The organism is Bradyrhizobium sp. 76 (genome assembly GCF_023073025.1).
Taxonomy (GTDB): Bacteria; Pseudomonadota; Alphaproteobacteria; order Rhizobiales; family Xanthobacteraceae; genus Bradyrhizobium.
Window position 1 is genome coordinate 275,460 of the sequence record NZ_JADPIS010000035.1, and the last position, 18,211, is coordinate 293,670.

Below are 18,211 nucleotides of genomic sequence, written 5' to 3' on the forward strand. Positions count from 1 at the left end.
GTACGATGTCAGTAGCGCGGCGGCTGCGCCGGGAGCTGCGGAGCCGGGTCGGTCGAAATCGACACCGCCGCGCCCGATTGCAGCTTGAGTTGGCCGACCGCGACGACCTTGTCGCCTGGCTTCACGCCCTTGACGATTTCGACGCGACCTTCGACCCGGTTGCCGGTCTGCACGAAAGTGCGCACCGCGCTCAGGCTGGTCTTGCCGTCGGCTTCCTTCTTCTCGGTGATCACGAACACCGAGTCGCCGTACAGCGTGTAGTCGACTGCCGTCTCCGGCACGGTGACCACGGCCGGCTTGTCCGGGAGCACCACCGTGGTGGTCACGAACATACCGGGCTTCAGGATCTTCTCCGGATTGGAGATGGTCGCCTGCACGCGGATGTTGCGGGTGTCGGCCGAGATCTGCGGCTCGATCGTGGTGATCTTGGCGTCGAAGGTGCGGCCCGGATAGGCGTCGACCTTCAACCGGACTGGCTGACCGACCTTGAGGTTGCCCGAGTCCTTTTCCGTCACCGTGAAGTTGGCCCACAACTCCGACAGATCCGTCAGCGAAACGATGGCCGTGCCGGCGGTCAGATACTGGCCGACCTCGACCTTGCGGACGCCGAGATCGCCGGCGAACGGCGCGCGGACCAGCTTCTGGGAGATCAACGCTTCGGTCTTGGCGATACCCGCCAGCGCCTGATCGTACGCCGCCTGCGCGGTATCGACGGTTGCCTGCGGGCCGAACTGGCGCGACGCCAGTTGCTTGGCGCGGTCCAGCGACAGCTGCGCGACGGTGGACTGCGCCTTGTAATTGGCGAGGTCGCCCTGCTCCGGCGCGTCGAACATCTGCACCAGCGGCGTGCCGGCCTCGACATGCGTGCCCGGCTCGAACTTGATCTCGGTGACGCGGCCGTTGACGTCGGCGCTGACGTCGACCTGGTGCACGGCAGACAGCCCGCCGACGGCCGTCAGCAGGTTCGGCACCACCTCGGACTTCGCCTCGGCGGCGCTGACCGCGACCGGCGGCGGCTTGTTGTTGGCGAAGAACTGCTTGATCATCTGGCCGCGGAAATAATTGAACCAGACGAGGCCACCGACGAGCACGGCCAAAAGCGCGCCGACGATGATGAACCAGAGCACCGGCCGGACCGGACGCTTGGGAGCCTTGTTGTCGATCGGTTCGCCCGAAATCTTGTGTTCGGTGACGATGTTCATGTCATGCACTCTCTGCAATCGCCGTCTTGTCCGCACACGCGGCCTGATCGCGGCCCAAATGCGAAGCAATTGCGGCGTCGTTAAGTCCGATACCCCTCAGGAGAAACTCACAGAGCTGCCGCTCGAGGTCGTTCGCCTTGCCATAAGCGAGACACGGCGTGGCCGGCAGCCTGGTCAGCGCAGCGGTCATCACGGTGTGATGCGCAAACCAGAACAGGTTGAGCGGTTCGCCGTTGTATGGCCGCGCGTCCCTCGCGGCAACCGCACGCTCGAGCGAGGCGACGAAGGCCGCCCCGATCAGCGTCTCGATCTTGGCATATAGCAAACGGGCAAATTCGCCATCATCCAAATGACTCGTGGTCATCAATCGCAGGCGATGGCCCTCTTCCTGGTCGGGCCCGTCGGCGATGTGCATGAAATGCCCGACCATGCCGCGGATCACTTCGACCAGCGTAGCGGTCGACGGCTGACGTTCGAGCAGCTCCATGAGCGCCGGGTCCGCCTCGCATTCGTCGCTGAGGATTTCGGCGTACAGCGCGGCCTTGGACGGGAAATGCTTGAACAGCAGCGCCTCGGAAATGGCAGCGGCGGCCGCCACGCTCTTGGTCGTGGTGCCGGTATAGCCATGTCGGGCAAAGCAACGCTTTGCGGCGCCGAGGATCAATTGACGCCTCAGGTCGCTCGTCATACGCAATGAGCTCATGCTAGTGAGTAAGCACTCACCCACGCAAAAGTCAAGCACTATGCTGCATCGCAACCTGAGTGCGTTGTAATTTCAGTGGAAATTGACCTCGCCCACACGGTCCCCGTGCAGGACGGGAGCGCCTAGATCGGCTGAAAGCCGAGGTCGCCGCGAATCCGGTTGAGAACGTAAGTCCCGTCGCGGCTTGGCAAAATCCGCTCCAGATTGGCGCTGTCGATCTTCACATTGGCAAAGCGCGGCCCGGCGGTGACGTCGTGGACGGCTCTGGCGAAGGCCTCGACCTCGGCCATGGTCGTCACGGACCGGCTATCCCCGATGCCGCAGGCCCTGGCGACGCCGACGAGGTCGGCCGCCGCGGCCGTGTGGCTGGTCTGGCCCCCGGTCTCGCCATAGGCCTCATTGTCGAGCACCGCGATCGAGAGATTGGACGGCTTCTGGAGGCCGATGGTGGCAAGGCTGCCCATGCCCATCAGCATCTCGCCGTCGCCGGTGATCACCAGCACCGGCAATTTTGGCTGCGCCAGAGCGAGGCCCAACCCGATCATCGCCGCCCCGCCCATGCCGCCCCAGAGGTAGAAATTCCGGGCATGATCACCGGCCGCGCACATGTCGTTGGTGGAGGCGCCGAGGCCGCCGATCGCAACCACGTCCCTGCGGTTCGCGAGAAGCTTGGACACCACCTGACGGCGGTCGAGGAGATTGGCCTTGCTCATTTGGTGAAAACCTTGGCGCCGATCAGGCGCTGCGACAGCAGGACGGCGGTGGGCGTGAGGGCGTTGTAGGCCTGCGCGGCCGCCGCCTCGAGCACGGTCGGCACCTCGGCTGCGTTAGACGCCCGCAGCACCTTGACACCCGAGAGCTCGAACACGCCCTGCGTGGTCGATCCCATCGGCACCTGCCACGGATTGAACTCGCCCCACTCCCCTCGCATGGTCACCAGCGTGAGGAAAGGAAAGCGCAGGATCGGGATCAGCGACAGCATGTTGATGCAATTGCCGACCCCGCTCGACTGCATCAACAGCACGCCGCGCTGGCCGCCCGTCCAGGCGCCGGCGAGCAGCGCGACGCCCTCCTCCTCCGTCGTCAGCGGAATGCCGCGCATGGTGGACGAGGCCAGCACGCGCTGGATCAGCCTCGAATGGCCGGCGTCGGGCACGTAGGGCACCTGCCGGACGTCGAAGCGTTGCAGGGCCGCGAAGATATCGTCTGGCCATGAAGGAGCCGTGTCGGCAGCGTCAGAGCGGGCGTGCATTTTCCTGTCCGGTCGGCTTGCAAATCGCGGCTCGACTGTAGACGGTGAACCGAGCCGCTCAAAAGAGCGAATACAGCATATCGGACTCAACCGGCGAGTATGGCGGCATGAACGCAAGTGCGAATGAACTGGCGGCCAGTTTCGATCTGGAGAAGCTGACGCCGGAATTCTACGACGATCCCTACCCGACCTATCGTGCACTGCGGGAGAACGAGCCGGTCAAGCGCCTGCGCAACGGCACCGTGTTCCTGACCCGCTATGACGATCTCGTCACGACCTACAAGAACACAAAGTCGTTCAGCTCGGACAAGAAGCGCGAGTTCGCGCCGAAATACGGCGACACCCCGCTCTACGAGCACCACACCACGAGCCTCGTCTTCAACGATCCGCCGGCGCATACGCGCGTGCGGCGCCTGATCATGGGCGCGCTGTCGCCGCGCGCGATCGCGGGGATGGAGCCCGACATCATCAAGCTGGTCGACGGACTGCTCGACGCCATCGCCGTCAAGGGCAATTGCGAGCTGATCGAGGATTTCGCCGCCTCGATCCCGATCGAGGTGATCGGCAATTTGCTCGACGTGCCCCATGACGAGCGCGCGCCGCTGCGCGAGTGGTCGCTGGCGATCCTGGGCGCCCTCGAACCGGTCGTGTCGCCTGAGGTCGCTGCCCGCGGCAACAAGGCCGTGGCGGATTTTCTCGCCTATCTCGAAACGCTGGTCGCACGCCGACGAGCGAAGCCTGGCAACCCCGAACGCGACGTGCTGACGCGCCTGATCCAGGGCGAGGACAACGGCGATCGGCTGACAGAGAAGGAGCTGCTGCACAATTGCATCTTCCTGCTCAATGCCGGCCACGAGACCACCACCAACCTGATCGGCAACGGCCTCGTGGCGCTCGACCGCAACCCGGATCAGAAGCGGCGGCTGATCGACAATCCCGAGCTGATCAAGACTGCGGTCGAAGAGATGCTGCGCTACGAGAGTTCGAACCAGCTCGGCAACCGCATGACCACGGAGCGGGTCGAGCTCGGCGGCGTCATGCTGGATGCCGGCACGTCGATCACGCTATGCATCGGCGCGGCCAACCGCGATCCGGCGCAGTTTCCGGACCCCGAGAGCTTCGACATCGCGCGCACGCCGAACCGGCATCTCGCCTTCGCCACCGGTGCGCATCAATGCGCCGGCATGGCGCTGGCGCGGCTGGAAGGCGCCATCGCGGTCTCACGCTTCCTGGCGCGCTTCCCGAACTATGCCGTGAGCGGACAGCCGGTCAGGGGCGGACGGGTGCGGTTCCGCGGCTTTTTGAGCGTGCCCTGCGCGATCGGCTGAGGCCTCAAAACAAAAAAGCGCGAAAACAACCCCATGCACAGTAGAAGGTTACCGGCGCGCGATGTGCCGGTGATCCCGCGCAACCAATTGACATCTCAGGCCATCGGCGCCGCCGCGCGCAACAAATTCCGGAAGGCCTAAACCACCGTCTTGTGCCGCGCGATGCAGGTTTGCAGCACCTCGTCCATCGGTTTACTCCACCACTCGTTGGAGAAGATTTCGATCTCCGAATAGCCGGCAAAGCCCTGCGCTTCGACCGCTTCGCGCACCGATTTGATGTCGATCACGCCGTCGCCCATCATGCCGCGGTCGTTGAGAATGTCCCTGGTCGGCACCAGCCAGTCGCAGACATGGAAGGCAAGCAGGCGATCTCGGCCCGCGCGCGCGATCTGCCCCATCAGTTCGGGATCCCACCAGATGTGATAGACGTCGAGCGCGACGCCGAGCATGCCGCTGCGATCAGGGTCGAGTCCGTCGCAGATGTCGAGCGCCTGCTTCGTCGTGTTGACGCAGGCGCGGTCCGCCGCATAGGCCGGATGCAGCGGCTCGATCGCCAGCGGCAGCTTGGCCTGTTTGGCGTAGTCGAGCATTTCGGCGAGCGCCTCCTCGACCTGCGTCCGCGCGCCGGCAATGTCCTTCGACGCCTCGCTGCCAGGCCGCGAATATTGCGGCAGGCCGCCGACGACGAGCACGACGCAGGGCGCGCCAAGCGCCTTGGCTTCATCGACGCAGCGCCGGTTATCGTCGCGCACCTCGACCCGCCGCGATGCGTCAGAGGTGAACATACCGCCACGGCAATAGCCCGACAGGTCGAGACCAGCATCGCGCACCGCGCGCGCGGCGCGGTCGAGACCGACGGCGGCGACCTGATCGCGCCAGGGATCGATGGCGCGGATGCCGTGCCTGGCACAGGCGTCGATGATCTCGACGAGGTCGCCCTGCTTGCGGATTGTCGCCGTGTTGAGCGATAGCCAGCGATGATTAGACGAGAAATCACGCATCAGGATTCGATTCCGTGCGTTGAGAGCACCGCCTTCATCCGCCGCGTCGCCAGCTCCGGATCGGCGAGCAGCCCGGCCTTGTCGGCCAACCGGAACAGCTCGGCCAGATGCAGCGTCGAGCGCGTGCTCTCCTGCCCGCCGACCATGGTGAAGTGGTCCTGGTGACCATTGAGGTATGCCATGAACACCACGCCGGTCTTGTAGAAGCGCGTCGGCGCCTTGAAGATGTGACGCGACAGCGGCACGGTGGGTCCCAGCACGTCGTGGAAGCCCGCTTCGTCACCCGCTGCCAACCGCGACAACGCGTAGGACGCCGCCGGCGCGATCGCGTCAAAAATGCCGAGCAGCGCGTGCGAAAAGCCCTGTTCGTCGCCGGCGATCAGCTCCGCATAATTGAAGTCGTCGCCGGTGTACATCTTGATGCGCTTGTCGAGACGACGGCGCATGTCGATCTCGCGCTGCTTGTCGAGCAGCGAAACCTTGACGCCGTCGACCTTGGCAGCATTGCCGTTGATGATGGCGACCGCAATATCCATCGCCTTGTCGAGATCGCTGGTGCCCCAATATCCCGTCAGCGCCGGATCGAACATGTCGCCGAGCCAGTGGATGATCACGGGCTCGCGAACCTGCGACAGCACGCGGTCATAGACCTTTGCGTAATCGTCGGCGTTACGGCCAAGCTTCGCCAGCGCGCGCGACGCCATCAAGATGATGCGGCCGCCGACCTTCTCGACCGCCGATACCTGCTCCTCATAGGCGCGGATCACGTCGTCGAGATTTTTGGCGTCCTCGACCGGGAGATGGTCCGTGCCCGCGCCGGAAAACACCAGGCCGTTGCGTCGCTTCGCGGCAGACACCGAGCGCGTGATCAGCTCCAGCGAGGTCGGCCAATCCAGCCCCATGCCGCGCTGCGCGGTGTCCATGGCTTCCGCGACGCCGAGCCCGAGGTCCCAGACGTGCTCGCGAAAGGCGATGGTCTTGTCCCAGTCGACGGCAGCGGAGAGCCACGGGTCGTTGTCGGCGAAGGGATCGACCACGGTATGGACGGCCGAGAACGCGATGCGGTTCAGCGGGCCCTCGAGCTTTGCGGGAAACGTTCGCGAGGCCGCGAGCTGGTAGGTTTCGATCGAGCGATCGGCCTTCGGCAATTTGAGCGACAATGACGACGTTGAAGGGACGGGCTCGGGCTGGACGGGCTTGTTCATTGTTCCCTCCTCAGACCTTAATCGGAGCGACGTCGATCCAGCGTCGCTCCTTCCAGCTCTTCAGCGCGCATTCGGCGAGTTGCACGCCCTTGACGCCTTCGAGCAGCGTGAACTTGTAGGGCGCATCTTCATAGACGTGGCGGATGAACATCTCCCACTGCTCCTTAAAGCCGTTGTCGTAGGTGACGTTGTCAGGCAGTTTCTGCCAGTCGCCGTAGAAATCGTGCAGCCGCTTCTCGTCGGGATTCCATACCGGCCGGGGCGTCGCCTGCCGCGCCTGGATCATGCAGTCGGAAAGGCCGGCGACGGCCGAGCCGAGCGTGCCGTCAACCTGGAAGGTGACGAGATCGTCGCGATAGACGCGCGTCACCCAGGACATATTGATGTGGGCGATGGCGCCGCCCTTGAGCTGGAACGTGGCATAGGCGGAGTCGTCCGCGGTCGCCTTGTACTTCTTGCCCTGCTCGTCGAAACGCTCCGGGATGTCGGTGTTGCCGATGCAGCTCACGCTCTCGACCTCGCCGAAGAGATTGTCGAGCACGTAGCGCCAGTGGCAAACCATGTCGAGGATGATGCCGCCGCCGTCCTCGTCGCGATAATTCCATGACGGCCGCTGCGCCTCCTGCCAGCCACCTTCGAACACCCAATAGCCGAACTCGCCGCGCACCGAGAGGATGCGGCCGAAGAAGCCGGAGTCGCGCAGGAAGGCAATCTTCTTCAGGCCGGGCAGGAACAGCTTGTCCTGCACCGTGCCGTGCTTCATGCCCTTGGAATTGGCGAGCTTGACGACCTCGAGCGCCGCCCCGAAGTTCGTCGCGATCGGCTTCTCGCAATAAACGTGCTTGCCGGCATTGATGGCCTGGGTCAGAAGGCCCGGCCGTGCCTGTGTGGTCGCGGCATCGAAGAACATGGTGTCGTTCTTGTCGGCGAGGGCGGCATCGAGATCGGTGGTCCAGCGCGTGATGTTGTAGCGCTTGGCGAGCCCCTCGACCTTCTCGGCGCTGCGGCCGACCAGGATCGGGTCCGGCATCACGCGGTCGCCGTTCTTCAAGCGGACGCCGCCCTGCTCGCGGATCGCGACGATCGAACGGATCAGATGCTGATTGAGCCCCATGCGGCCCGTGACGCCGTTCATGATGAGGCCGAGGCGTTGGGTGGTCATGCCGATTGCTCCCAGAGTGATTTTGGCTGTTCGAGCGGGCGTAGCGCCGACCAGTCCGGATGAACCGACGTCGCAAAGCCCGTTACATTGAGCGATCCCGTGAGGAGATCGCCGTTGTGAATGGAGAGGCGGATGCCCTGCCCGGCATCCGCGTAGAGATCGGGATGCGCGACAGCGAAAGCCTGGGCCTCCGCGGCGGGCGTATCACCGAAGCCATCGACGTAATGGTGGCCGTTACGTTCGGCATGGGTGATGCCGATGAAGGCACCGAGCGCAAGGTCCTGCTGCACGGCGAGGCCCGCCTGGCAGGTCAGGTCCTCGCCGGTCACGAAGAATCTTTCGCCGGCCACGCTCCATTTCGCCGCGCGCGTCGCGTTGACGATGGACTTGTAAAGCCCTTTGCACGATTTCGACGAGATGCCGTGATAGCCAAGCGCCCGTGCCGCAGGAAACGCGTCGTAGGAATCGTCGGCTTCGTCGATGATGAAGCCACGCGCAGCGAGCGAGCCGAGCGGCGACAGCCTCGTAACATCGCGCGGCATTGGCTGCTCGATATAGAGCAGCCTGGATGAAATCGATCGCAGCGCAGTGTCATGGTCGAGCCGGCCGATGAGTTCATGCAAGGCTGCGAGATCGGCATATTGCTCGTTGGCATCGAGCGTCACCTTGTAGTCACGGTCCAGCGCATCGAGCTCCTTTCCAATGCGCGCCAGCCGCGCTGCATCGGCGACGGGGTCCCCCGACAGCTTCAGCTTGAAGTATCTTGCACCGGAGTTCTCGTGGGGATCTGCAACTCCGCCCTCGCCTTCAACGGTGTCGTCGAGACCGACGGTATGCCTGATGGCAACGCGCGCCAGCGGCTTCCGGCCGGATAGAAACGTCTTGAGATCCGTGTCCTTCAGGTCGGGCGAAAGCCGCGCATCGATGCCGGCGATGTTGCCGGCCATGCCGTCGAAAAAATTGGTCTCGGCCGCACGGAGCAGCGCGTCGAGGATCGCTTTGTCGATTTCGGCAGGGCCGTAGGCTGCGGCAAGCGCCGGAATGTTCTTTTTCGCACAGGTCGCGACCTGGGCACCGACGCACGATGCATGCAGATCGAATGCCGTGAGAAATCCGGTTCGCGCAAGATAAAGCCCCCGCGCGATCTCCAGCGAGCGGCGCAAATCGTCGACGGTCTGCGCCGGCGACAGTTCCGGCCGCTTGTCGAACCATTTCGGCACCAGCAGCTCGGCGCTGGCACCGAATGCACTTCCCCTGCCCTCGACCTCGATCTCGACCCGCACGAACAGCTGCGGCGTCGCATTGATGGTGATCGCGCCAAAGCGGAACGGCCGAGCGAACTGCACGGGACGTTCGAAGAACGCGATATCTCGCAGCTTCAGACGCGGCGCCATGGCTTTAGTCCAGCGAACCTTGCGAGAAAAAGTGCTTGCGGATGCGCTGTACGAGTTCGGTGAACACAGGGTCGGCCATCACGTCCAGCGAGCGCGGGCGCGGCAGCGGCACGTCGTAGATGGCGGCGACCGCGCCGGGCCGCTCGGTCATGACCAGCACGCGATCGGCGAGGAACACGGCCTCGGGGATCGAGTGCGTGATCAGCAGGACCGTCTTCCTGGTCTCGCGCTGGATCCGCATCAGCTCGACATTCATGCGCTCGCGCGTCAACGCGTCGAGCGCGCCGAACGGCTCGTCCATCAGCATGATCCGGGGATCATGCACCAGGGCGCGGCAAATCGAGGCGCGCTGCTGCATACCACCGGAGAGCTGCCACGGCAGCTTCTTCTCGAAACCTTCGAGCCCAACCAGCTTCAACAGCGCCTTGGCGCGGTCGAGATATGTCTGCCGCGGCAGCCGCTTCATGTCGATCGGCAGCATCACGTTGGACAGGATGTTGCGCCATGGCAGCAGCAGCGCGTTCTGGAACACGATGCCGACATTGCCGTGCGGCGCCGTCACCTTCTCGCCCTCGACCAGGATATCGCCCGTGGTCGGCGGCAGCAGTCCCGAGATCAGCTTGAGCAGCGTGGACTTGCCGCAGCCGGATGGGCCGACCACGACGAAGAACTCGCCGTCATTAATGTGGAAGTCGAGCGGCCGTAACGACGGCACATCGCCGTCGCGCGTCCGGTAGGTCTTCGACACGCCTGATAGCTTGATGCCCGACGCATCGCCGGCAGCCCGGTCGCTCACCAGTCTTAGATGCGCGGCCGGTTGCAGGGTTTCGCTCATGGTTGTCGCGGGTTTCACGAACCGCTCTTCGGCAGATAGTCGTTGGTATAGAACGCCTTCGGGTTCTCCTTGGCCTTGGCGTCGAGCCCGCCATATTCGACCATCAGATTGACCGAGTCCGTCATGTTCTGGTCGGTGACCTGGAACGGCCGCTTGCTCTTGGTCTCGGGCGTCCGGTAGAGCGGAATGGTCAGCTCAAAACCTTGCGTCAGCGTGTCGATCTTGCCGCCCTTGGGGTTGGCATCGAGGATCGACTGCGCTGCCGCCTTCGGCTCCTTCTCAGCGGCCTCGACCGCCTTGGTCGTGGCCGACATGAAGCGGCGGACGAGATCGGCATTGGCCTTCACATAATCAGTATTGGCAATGATGCCGGAGGAGACCATGTTGATGCCGTAATCGGCGAACTTGATCGGATAGACGTCCTTGCCGGTGGCGTCCTTGATCTTCATCGACTGGTCCATGACGTAGCCGAGCAAGAGGTCAGCCTGGCCGTTGATGACCGCGTTGAGCTTGGTCTGGCCATCGCCCGCCACCGTCTGGAAGTCGCTCTCCTTGAGGCCGGTCTTCTTCAGGAACAGCGGCCAGATCTGCGTCATGGAATCGGCCGGCGTGATCGCCACCGTCTTGCCCTTGATGTCCTCGGGCTTCCTGATGTTCTTGTCGACGAAACCCATGGCGGACATCGGGCTGGTTTGGAGCAGCACGCCGGTCGCAACCACCGGCGCACCCTTGATCGCGGCGCGCATCATGGTGGGCACGTCGACATAGCCGAAATCGGCGGTCTTGGCGGCCACCGCCTGGGTGGTCGCAGCCGAGCCACGGCCTTCCTGAATTTCGAGGTCGATGCCCTCGGTCGCGTAAATGCCCTTGGCTTTGCCGTAATAGAACGGCGCGTGCTCGCCATAGACGTACCAGTTGAGCATCAGCACGACCTTATCGGCCGCTTGCGCCGGCATGGCCGCGAACACCATCAGCGCCGCCGAGACAGCTCCTATCCACCGCTTCATCGTCACACTCCCTTGTCGTTGTTTGCGTCGGCCGTTGGCGGCCGTTCGTTGCTTTGGTTGTTGTTAAGAGGCGAAAATCACGTCCTCGCGCTGGCTGACATGCCAGGGGATGACCAGCTTCTCGATCCGGTCCACGATCCAGAACAGGATGACGCCGAGCAGCGCGAGGATCACGAGGGCCGCGAACATCGTCGGCAGGTCGAAGGTTCCGATCGAGCGCTGCATCACATAGCCGATGCCGGAATTGGAGCCGACGAACTCGCCGACGACGGCGCCGACCACGGCGAGCGTCACCGACACTTTGAGGCCGGAGAAGATCGCGGGCAGCGCATGCGGCAGGTTCACCGCGCAAAACACCTGGAAGCGGCTGCCCTGCATGGCGCGGGCGAGATCGACCATATCCGGATCGACGGATTTGAAGCCTTGCACAGCGGAGACCACCACCGGGAAAAACCCAAGCAGGAATGCCGAGATAACTTTCGGAATGATGCCGAAGCCGAACCACACCACGAACAGCGGCGCGATCGCGATCTTCGGCACGGACTGCGAGAACACCAGCAGCGGATAGACGTAGCTCTCCACGGTCTTGGAGCCCGCGATCAGCATCGCGATGGGGATCCCAAAAAGCGCCGAGAGCGCGAAGCCGCAGACGGTTGCATAAGTCGTCGGCCAGGACTGGCGCAGCAGTTCCGGCCAATCGGTACGCAGCACCGCAATGACATCGCCCGGCGACGGAATCTGGTAGGCGGGAATCTTGAACAGCCGGATCGCGAGATCCCAGGCCACGACGATGAACACCAGGAACAAAAACGGCCGGATCCAGGCCGCATTCAGCATCTTGGACACCGCACTCTGCGGCTTCAGTTCAGCCACGTCTCACTCCCGGCAGTCTTGTTCGTTGGGCGAGAAATTAACCCGTTGGGTAAATACTGTCCAGCGGTTTTCCTGCGACGTTTTGGGCGGGGTTCCGCAAAGGTCGTGCCGTTCCGGCGAAGGCCGGGACCCATACCCACAGGGCAAAATTTGGCGAAGGCTGGTTGGCGGGAACGGCCACCGCGCACTATCGATAGATAACGCGGTATGGGTCCCGGCCTTCGCCGGGACGACGATGGACTACGCCGTCTGCGCCACCGCGGCGCGCGACTTCGGCGCCTTCGTAGCATCTAGCAACGCTGCGGAGCGCCCCGTCAGCGCCGCCAGCACGAGGCCGACCATGTGGTCCAGCCGCTCGTCCTTGGCGTCCTTGGCCAGCAAATCGCGACCGAAGATCACGCTGAGCGTCGCCGAGTTCGACAGATAGAAGAAGCACAGTCCCGCGATCGAGATGTAGAGCTGGACAGGATCGACCGCGACCTTGAAGTCGCCGCCGGACACACCGCGCCGCACCACGGTGCCGATCATCTCGACGAAGGGCGAGTGCATCGACTTGACCTTGGTCGATTTCTTCAGATGCTTCGCGCGCGCGAGATTCTCGGTCTGGAGCAGCGACAGGAATTCGGGATTGCGCAGGAAGTAATTCCAGGTGAACTCGATCAGGCGCCTGATCGCCTCGGGCGGGTCGAGATGTTCGAGATCGAGCCCGCGCTCCTCGCTGCGGATCTTGTCGTAGGCGCCTTCGAGCACCGCGAGATAAAGCTCGTCCTTGTTGCCGACGTGATAATACAGCATCCGCTTGTTGGCGCCGGCGTTGGCCGCGATGCGGTCGACGCGCGCACCGGCAAGCCCGTGCGCCGAGAATTCCTGCTTGGCGGCTTCGAGAATGCGCAGCCGCATCCCCTCGGGATCGCGCTGCCATTTCAGAGTTCGCTTTGCCGCTGCTTTCGCCAAACCGGGTGCTCGCTGGGTGCTATCAGGATGCCGTGTAACACGCGCTCGGCCCGCCGCATAGTTTCGTCATTGCGAGCGTAGCGACCCAATCCAGACTGCCACCACGGAGACAGCTGGATTGCTTCGTCGCAAGAGCTCCTCGCAATGACGAGGGGAGGACTGAACCTCAATCCATCGGCTTCGGCGAGCGCTCCAGCAGGACCGTCTGGATGCCGCAGGTGCCGGTCCGCACCGTCATCACCCGCGTGCCCGGCTTGCGGCCGTTGCGCACGTCGCTGACGTCGAGGCCGGCGGCAATCAGGCGGGCGCGCGTGGCGTCGATGTCGGCCACCCGCCAGCTCAGGCCCCAGAGGCGGTCATGCAGGGAATCGCCGCGCGCAACGGGGCGGCGCACCACCTCGACGACGAGATCGCCGCAGCGGAAAAACATCAGCTGGCCCCAATCCTGATGCGAGCGGTCGAGCGCCAGATCGAGCCCGAGTCGCGCGCCATAGAGCGCGGCAGCGCGATCGGAATCCTCGGTGGTGATCACGACGTGGTCGAGCGCATCGATCGGCCCGATATCAGTCGTCTTCGAAAGCGGGCGCTCATCAGCCAGTTCGAGGAAAAACATGCGCACGCCGCGCGTGAGCTCCGTGGCGGCGCGCGTTCGCTTCCAGTGCAGGACCGCGCCGCTCTCTGCGTCGCTGCTTTCGACCTCGGCAACCGGATCCGGCATGAGTGCCACCCGCTCCAGCCGCCGGTGCGTTTTGCTCATGTCCGCGACACGAAAGCACAGGCTGGCGAGCACGCCTTCCTGGTCGCCAAGCAGCGCGCGCATGCGATCGGCGGTCACGCTGAAGCCGTTCGGCGCCATCAATTCGATCGTCATGTTCGCGAGAGTGAACAGCACACGGTCGGCGCCCTCGCCCGAATTCTGCCAGGCCGGCGCGCGCCCGAGCAGCGTCTGATAGGCCGCCCTGGCCGTACCGATATCCCTGACCAGTGCGACGACGTGATCGAGACCGGTGATCATGTTTCCCCCTGTTGACCGGCCCGGAACCATGGACCGAGAGACGGCGTTTGTCCGGGCTTGGCATTACCCGGTGATGGTCGTATTCCGGCCGCATGCCGACCTCAAGCACTCCGAGCGGCGGTTTTGCGAATAATTTCAGCGGTCCCGCGGCGGAACCGGTGTTACAGTAACCGCGCCGGCCGGGACCACAAAGCGCATCACGGACAAGCAATGCAGGCTCTCTTCATCGGACAGACCTATATCGACGTCGTCTTCATCACCGACCACATGCCGACCGGCGACGAGAAGCACGTGGCCTCCGACTACGCGGTTTCCTTTGGCGGCAATGCGGTGACGGCAGCGTTCTGCTGCGCCAAGCTCGGCATCGTGCCCGATCTGATCGCCACCGCAGCCAATGACTGGCTCGGCCGCATGTTCATGGACATGTGCGCGAAATACGCGATCTCGCTGCATGGGCGGAAGGTCAACCAGTCCTCGCTGTCCTTCATCATGCCAAAGGACGGCAAGCGCGCCATCGTCCGCTGCCGCGACGACGACCACATCCATCCGTTCCCGATGCTCAATCTCGGCGGCTGCCGCGCGCTGCATGTCGACGGCCATCAACCCGATGCCGCGATCCACTACGCGAAAGTCTGCCGCGAGGCCGGCATCTTGACCTCGCTCGACGGTGGCGGCCTTCGCACCAACACGCATGAGCTATTGGAATTCATCGACGTCGCCATCGTTGCCGAGCGCCTGTGCGAGCAGATGGATCTGACGCCGGAGAAGATGCTGGATTACCTCAAGAGCCGCGGCTGCAAGATCGGCGGCATCACCATGGGCGAGAAGGGCCTGCTCTGGTACGACGAGACCGGAACGGTGCAGGTGATGCCGGCGATGCCGATCCCACGCGAGCGCGTGATCGACACCAACGGCGCAGGCGACGTCTTCCACGGCGCCTATGTCTATTCCTATCTTGCCCATCCCGGCAAAAGCTGGCGCGAGCATTTTGATTTTGCCCGGGCAGCCTCGACCTTCAAGATCCAACGCCTTGGCAACGAAGCCGGCCTGCCGACGCTGGTCGACATCGCCAAGGTCAGGCACGAGTTCGAGGTCAGGGTCTAGCGTTCGCAGGGGTCATGATGGGGCGCGTCTTCGTCGCCGGCAGCATCAACATGGATGTGGTGGCGACAGCCGATCGCCATCCGAAGATCGGCGAGACCGTCGCCGGCAAGCAGGTGCTCTATTTTCCGGGTGGCAAGGGCGCCAACCAGGCGGTGGCGGCGTCGCGGCTTGGCGCGGGGACCACGTTGATCGGCCGGCTCGGCAAGGATTCGTTCGGCGGTGAGCTGAGGACGTTCCTCGGCGCGCAAGGCATCGATCTCGGCGCGATCCGCGAGACGGCCGAGGCGCACACCGGCACGGCCATCATCACGGTGGCGGAGGCCGACAACACCATCGTCGTCATTCCCGGCAGCAATGCGCTCGTCGGCATCGATGACGTCGCGACCGTCCCGCTGACGAAAGGCGATGTCGCGGTCAGTCAATTCGAGATCCCGCTGCCGACGATCGCCGCGTTCTTCCAGCGGGCTCGCGACATTGGCGCCACGACGCTGCTCAATCCGGCCCCGGCACAAACCATGTCGGGCGAATTGCTCGCGCTGGTCGACATCCTCGTGCTGAACGAGACCGAGCTCGGCCTCCTCGCCGGCGTCGAGTTGTCCGACAGGGACGAGGCTTCGCGGATCCTCGACGTCGCGCGAAAACTTCAGGCGCGCGAGGACCAGACCATCTGTGTGACCCTCGGCAAGCGCGGCGTGCTGGCGCTCGCGGGACGCGAGGAGATTTCGGTGTCCGGCCGCGTGGTGAAGGCGCTCGACACCACAGGCGCGGGCGATTGTTTTGTGGGAGCGCTCGCGGCGCAACTTGCCGACGGCGTCGACTTGCGCGCGGCACTCGCCTTCGCCAATGCCGCCGCCTCGATCTCCGTGCAGCGCATGGGCGCGGGGCCGTCAATGCCGACGGCCGGGGAAGTCGCCGCCGTCCTCAACGCCGGCTGATCACGCCAGCGCGCCCTTCAGGTCAAAGCTTTCATCGGCGGCCTGCTCCGGCGTGATCGAGCGATCCAGGCCGAACAGGCGGCGGCCGAACATGTGGTCGCCGGCACGGTTGATCGATTCGATGCCGAGCAGGCTGTCGCCCTTGTAGCAGAACGCCGAGAACGCCTTCTTGGCGGGATCGCCGCGTAGCACGACGCGGTCGTAGCCGGTGGTGAGGCCTGCGATCTGGAGCTTGTCCTCGCCCTGGTCGCTCCAGAACCAGGGATGGCTGTCATAGGCCTTGCGGTCGCCGGTCAGCCGCGCCGCGAGGCAGCGCGCGTGATCAGTGGCATTCTGCACCGATTCCAGCCGCTGCGATCCGCCGAAGCGCGGGCTTTTGAACAGCGCGCAATCGCCGATCGCCGAGATATCGGGATCGGCGGTCGAGAGATATTCGTCGACGATGATACCGGCCGCGACCGGCAGCCCCGCCTCCGCCGCGAGCTCGATATTCGGCAGCACGCCGACGCCGACCACGACGAGGTCGGCCGGCAGGTGCCTTCCGTCGCTCAAGGAGACGCCGGTGACCTTGCCGTCTTCCGCCTCGATGGACGTTGCCTGCACGCCGAGGTGAATGCGGATGCCGGCCTCGCGATGCCGCGCCTGAAAATACTCCGAGACCTCCGCCGTCACCGCGCGCGCCATCACGCGCGGGGCGAGTTCGAGCACGTCGACCTCGAGGCCCTTGATGCGCGCGGTGGCCGCGAATTCGAGGCCGATGAAGCCGGCGCCGATCACCACCACCCGCGTCTTCGACGGGATGATCTCTCGCAGAGCCTCGCTCTCGTCGAGAATGCGCAAATATTTCACGTCGGGGAGATTGGCATTGGGCAGATCGAGCAGCCGGTTGCGCGCGCCGGTCGCCAGCACGAGGTGGCCATAGGGCAGCGTCCTGCCCGAGGCGAGCAGCACCTTGCGCCCCGCGCGGTCGATCGACACCGCGCGGCCCGCAACCAGCTCGATGGTCTGGTCCTGGTAGAATTTCTCCGGCCGGAACATCAGGCTCTCCGGCCCGGACGAACCCTTGATGTAGGCCTTGGACAGCGGCGGCCGCTGATAGGGCAGATGCGCCTCGTCATTGACCAGGCAGATGGGCGCGGAAAATCCTGCCTGGCGCAGCGATGCCGCGACCTGGTAGCCGCCATGGCCGGCACCGATAACGACCACCGGACCATCCGTCATTGGACAGCCCATTTCCGCAAGACACGAGCGTCACCCATGTCGTCTCCTCTCTCTGATTTTGGCTTGCTAGCCTAGGAGGAGCCGGCGCTCGTGTCCGTCCCTAAACGAAGGCCTGCCCATTTGAGCCTATCGTTCCGGCTTGCGCAAGAGCACCAGGCGGGGATTGTCACCCCTCGCCTTCTGCGATTTAGTTCGTGCATCGACCTCATGCCGGGGATTTCCGATGACCGCTCCCGTCTCACGACCCGACGATCCCGCCTTGCTGCGAATCGATGGCCCGATCGCGACCATCACGCTCAACCGGCCCGCCGCGTTCAACTCGATCAATCTGGCGATTGCACAAAAGCTCGAACAGCTCGCGGCCTACCTTGAGGGCGCCGACGATATCAGGGTCGTGGTCCTCGAAGGCGAAGGCCGCGCCTTCTCGGCCGGCGGAGATCTGCAGACGATCGGCGCCGCGGCTGAAGCCAATACGGTGACGCCTGTCGTCGGCGAGCTGTTGAAGCACTATCATGCCTTCATCAAGATCATCCGGCGCATGCCGAAGATCTCGCTGTCCAGCGTGCACGGCTCGGCGGCCGGCGCCGGCATGGGCCTCGCCTTCGTCACCGACCTCTGCATCGCCGCGGAGGATGCCAAATTCACGCCTGCCTACGCCAAGATCGGCGTGTCGCCGGATGGCGGATCCACGGTCGGCATCGTCAACACGGTCGGCCCGCGCCGCGCGCTCCAGATTTTCCTCTCCGAGGACAATTTCACCGCGCAGCAGGCCCATGAATGGGGCCTGGTTGCGAAGGTCGTTCCCGCCGCCGAGCTGAAGGCAGCAACGCGAATTCTCGCCGAGCGGCTGGCGCAGAATCCGCGCGCGGCGATTGCCGGCACCAAATCGCTGGTCTACCAGGCCGCCACCACACCGGTGAAACAGCAACTCGACGCCGAGGAGCACAGGATCATCATGGCGATGAACACGGAGGAGTTCCGCGCCGCCGTGAAGAAATTCACGAGCAAGAGCAAGTAGCT

The 18,211-nt window shown here is 64.3% G+C and carries 18 protein-coding genes; 4 read left to right on the forward strand and 14 right to left on the reverse strand.

The annotated features are described in order from the left end of the window. Positions 1-8 precede the first annotated feature (8 nt). The 4 genes from IVB48_RS09075 to IVB48_RS09090 form a co-directional block, all read right to left on the reverse strand. Positions 9-1,202, reverse strand: coding sequence for an efflux RND transporter periplasmic adaptor subunit (locus tag IVB48_RS09075; RefSeq protein WP_027568880.1), 1,194 nt, complete (start codon positions 1,200-1,202; stop codon positions 9-11). Position 1,203: 1 nt separating this feature from the next. Next, a complete protein-coding gene (locus tag IVB48_RS09080) occupies positions 1,204-1,905 on the reverse strand; it encodes a TetR/AcrR family transcriptional regulator (RefSeq protein ID WP_247399566.1) in 702 nt (233 codons plus the stop codon). A gap of 122 nt (positions 1,906-2,027) precedes the next feature. Then, the gene (locus tag IVB48_RS09085; protein ID WP_247399568.1) at positions 2,028-2,618 is read right to left on the reverse strand and encodes a thiamine pyrophosphate-dependent enzyme; all 591 of its coding nucleotides are present in this window, start codon (positions 2,616-2,618) and stop codon (positions 2,028-2,030) included. Then, positions 2,615-3,157, reverse strand: coding sequence for a phosphonopyruvate decarboxylase (locus tag IVB48_RS09090; RefSeq protein WP_027568877.1), 543 nt, complete (start codon positions 3,155-3,157; stop codon positions 2,615-2,617). The genes IVB48_RS09085 and IVB48_RS09090 overlap by 4 nt, the downstream gene beginning before the upstream one ends. Positions 3,158-3,264: 107 nt before the next feature. Here IVB48_RS09090 and IVB48_RS09095 point away from each other — a divergent pair, with 107 nt between their 5' ends. Beyond that, entirely contained in the window at positions 3,265-4,485 is a 1,221-nt protein-coding gene (locus IVB48_RS09095) for a cytochrome P450 (protein ID WP_247399570.1), read from the forward strand. Positions 4,486-4,622: 137 nt separating this feature from the next. On the opposite strand, the gene IVB48_RS09100 is transcribed toward IVB48_RS09095, so the two are convergent. The 9 genes from IVB48_RS09100 to IVB48_RS09140 form a co-directional block, all read right to left on the reverse strand. Continuing rightward, the gene (locus tag IVB48_RS09100; protein ID WP_247360015.1) at positions 4,623-5,486 is read right to left on the reverse strand and encodes a sugar phosphate isomerase/epimerase family protein; all 864 of its coding nucleotides are present in this window, start codon (positions 5,484-5,486) and stop codon (positions 4,623-4,625) included. Continuing rightward, entirely contained in the window at positions 5,486-6,691 is a 1,206-nt protein-coding gene (locus IVB48_RS09105) for a dihydrodipicolinate synthase family protein (protein ID WP_247399572.1), read from the reverse strand. Before IVB48_RS09105 ends, IVB48_RS09100 begins: the two co-directional genes overlap by 1 nt. Before the next feature lie 10 nt (positions 6,692-6,701). Next, on the reverse strand, positions 6,702-7,853 hold the full coding sequence (locus tag IVB48_RS09110; RefSeq protein WP_247399574.1) for a Gfo/Idh/MocA family oxidoreductase: 1,152 nt from the start codon (positions 7,851-7,853) through the stop codon (positions 6,702-6,704). Further along, the gene (locus IVB48_RS09115) at positions 7,850-9,247 is read right to left on the reverse strand and encodes a hypothetical protein (RefSeq protein ID WP_247399576.1); all 1,398 of its coding nucleotides are present in this window, start codon (positions 9,245-9,247) and stop codon (positions 7,850-7,852) included. The genes IVB48_RS09110 and IVB48_RS09115 overlap by 4 nt, the downstream gene beginning before the upstream one ends. A gap of 4 nt (positions 9,248-9,251) precedes the next feature. Continuing rightward, positions 9,252-10,100 carry an ABC transporter ATP-binding protein gene (locus IVB48_RS09120; RefSeq protein ID WP_027568871.1) on the reverse strand — a complete coding sequence of 283 codons (849 nt, stop codon included), beginning with the start codon at positions 10,098-10,100 and terminating at the stop codon, positions 9,252-9,254. Further along, on the reverse strand, positions 10,097-11,089 hold the full coding sequence (locus IVB48_RS09125; protein WP_247399577.1) for an ABC transporter substrate-binding protein: 993 nt from the start codon (positions 11,087-11,089) through the stop codon (positions 10,097-10,099). Before IVB48_RS09125 ends, IVB48_RS09120 begins: the two co-directional genes overlap by 4 nt. Before the next feature lie 63 nt (positions 11,090-11,152). Then, positions 11,153-11,962: an ABC transporter permease gene (locus IVB48_RS09130; RefSeq protein ID WP_007593901.1), complete on the reverse strand. Its 810-nt coding sequence runs from the start codon at positions 11,960-11,962 to the stop codon at positions 11,153-11,155. Positions 11,963-12,202: 240 nt separating this feature from the next. Next, entirely contained in the window at positions 12,203-12,862 is a 660-nt protein-coding gene (locus tag IVB48_RS09135; RefSeq protein ID WP_027568868.1) for a TetR/AcrR family transcriptional regulator, read from the reverse strand. A 220-nt stretch (positions 12,863-13,082) separates the two neighbouring features. Continuing rightward, the gene (locus IVB48_RS09140; RefSeq protein ID WP_247399578.1) at positions 13,083-13,931 is read right to left on the reverse strand and encodes a VOC family protein; all 849 of its coding nucleotides are present in this window, start codon (positions 13,929-13,931) and stop codon (positions 13,083-13,085) included. A 210-nt stretch (positions 13,932-14,141) separates the two neighbouring features. Here IVB48_RS09140 and IVB48_RS09145 point away from each other — a divergent pair, with 210 nt between their 5' ends. Then, on the forward strand, positions 14,142-15,035 hold the full coding sequence (locus tag IVB48_RS09145; protein ID WP_007593904.1) for a sugar kinase: 894 nt from the start codon (positions 14,142-14,144) through the stop codon (positions 15,033-15,035). A gap of 17 nt (positions 15,036-15,052) precedes the next feature. Further along, positions 15,053-15,970, forward strand: coding sequence for a ribokinase (locus tag IVB48_RS09150; RefSeq protein ID WP_247399998.1), 918 nt, complete (start codon positions 15,053-15,055; stop codon positions 15,968-15,970). On the opposite strand, the gene IVB48_RS09155 is transcribed toward IVB48_RS09150, so the two are convergent. Next, the gene (locus tag IVB48_RS09155) at positions 15,971-17,191 is read right to left on the reverse strand and encodes an FAD-dependent oxidoreductase (RefSeq protein WP_247399580.1); all 1,221 of its coding nucleotides are present in this window, start codon (positions 17,189-17,191) and stop codon (positions 15,971-15,973) included. It abuts the gene before it with no gap. A 223-nt stretch (positions 17,192-17,414) separates the two neighbouring features. On the opposite strand from IVB48_RS09155, the gene IVB48_RS09160 reads away from it, so the two are divergent. Continuing rightward, positions 17,415-18,209: an enoyl-CoA hydratase-related protein gene (locus tag IVB48_RS09160; protein ID WP_247399582.1), complete on the forward strand. Its 795-nt coding sequence runs from the start codon at positions 17,415-17,417 to the stop codon at positions 18,207-18,209. Positions 18,210-18,211: the final 2 nt, after the last annotated feature.

What these genes read in the sequence shown, in the direction of transcription:
- IVB48_RS09075 (WP_027568880.1), bottom strand. Translation starts at nt 1,202, where the DNA reads ATGAACATCGTCACCGAACACAAGATTTCGGGCGAACCGATCGACAAC.
- IVB48_RS09080 (WP_247399566.1), bottom strand. Translation starts at nt 1,905, where the DNA reads ATGAGCTCATTGCGTATGACGAGCGACCTGAGGCGTCAATTGATCCTC.
- IVB48_RS09085 (WP_247399568.1), bottom strand. Translation starts at nt 2,618, where the DNA reads ATGAGCAAGGCCAATCTCCTCGACCGCCGTCAGGTGGTGTCCAAGCTT.
- IVB48_RS09090 (WP_027568877.1), bottom strand. Translation starts at nt 3,157, where the DNA reads ATGCACGCCCGCTCTGACGCTGCCGACACGGCTCCTTCATGGCCAGAC.
- IVB48_RS09095 (WP_247399570.1), top strand. Translation starts at nt 3,265, where the DNA reads ATGAACGCAAGTGCGAATGAACTGGCGGCCAGTTTCGATCTGGAGAAG.
- IVB48_RS09100 (WP_247360015.1), bottom strand. Translation starts at nt 5,486, where the DNA reads ATGCGTGATTTCTCGTCTAATCATCGCTGGCTATCGCTCAACACGGCG.
- IVB48_RS09105 (WP_247399572.1), bottom strand. Translation starts at nt 6,691, where the DNA reads ATGAACAAGCCCGTCCAGCCCGAGCCCGTCCCTTCAACGTCGTCATTG.
- IVB48_RS09110 (WP_247399574.1), bottom strand. Translation starts at nt 7,853, where the DNA reads ATGACCACCCAACGCCTCGGCCTCATCATGAACGGCGTCACGGGCCGC.
- IVB48_RS09115 (WP_247399576.1), bottom strand. Translation starts at nt 9,247, where the DNA reads ATGGCGCCGCGTCTGAAGCTGCGAGATATCGCGTTCTTCGAACGTCCC.
- IVB48_RS09125 (WP_247399577.1), bottom strand. Translation starts at nt 11,089, where the DNA reads ATGAAGCGGTGGATAGGAGCTGTCTCGGCGGCGCTGATGGTGTTCGCG.
- IVB48_RS09135 (WP_027568868.1), bottom strand. Translation starts at nt 12,862, where the DNA reads ATGCGGCTGCGCATTCTCGAAGCCGCCAAGCAGGAATTCTCGGCGCAC.
- IVB48_RS09140 (WP_247399578.1), bottom strand. Translation starts at nt 13,931, where the DNA reads ATGATCACCGGTCTCGATCACGTCGTCGCACTGGTCAGGGATATCGGT.
- IVB48_RS09145 (WP_007593904.1), top strand. Translation starts at nt 14,142, where the DNA reads ATGCAGGCTCTCTTCATCGGACAGACCTATATCGACGTCGTCTTCATC.
- IVB48_RS09150 (WP_247399998.1), top strand. Translation starts at nt 15,053, where the DNA reads ATGGGGCGCGTCTTCGTCGCCGGCAGCATCAACATGGATGTGGTGGCG.
- IVB48_RS09155 (WP_247399580.1), bottom strand. Translation starts at nt 17,191, where the DNA reads ATGACGGATGGTCCGGTGGTCGTTATCGGTGCCGGCCATGGCGGCTAC.
- IVB48_RS09160 (WP_247399582.1), top strand. Translation starts at nt 17,415, where the DNA reads ATGACCGCTCCCGTCTCACGACCCGACGATCCCGCCTTGCTGCGAATC.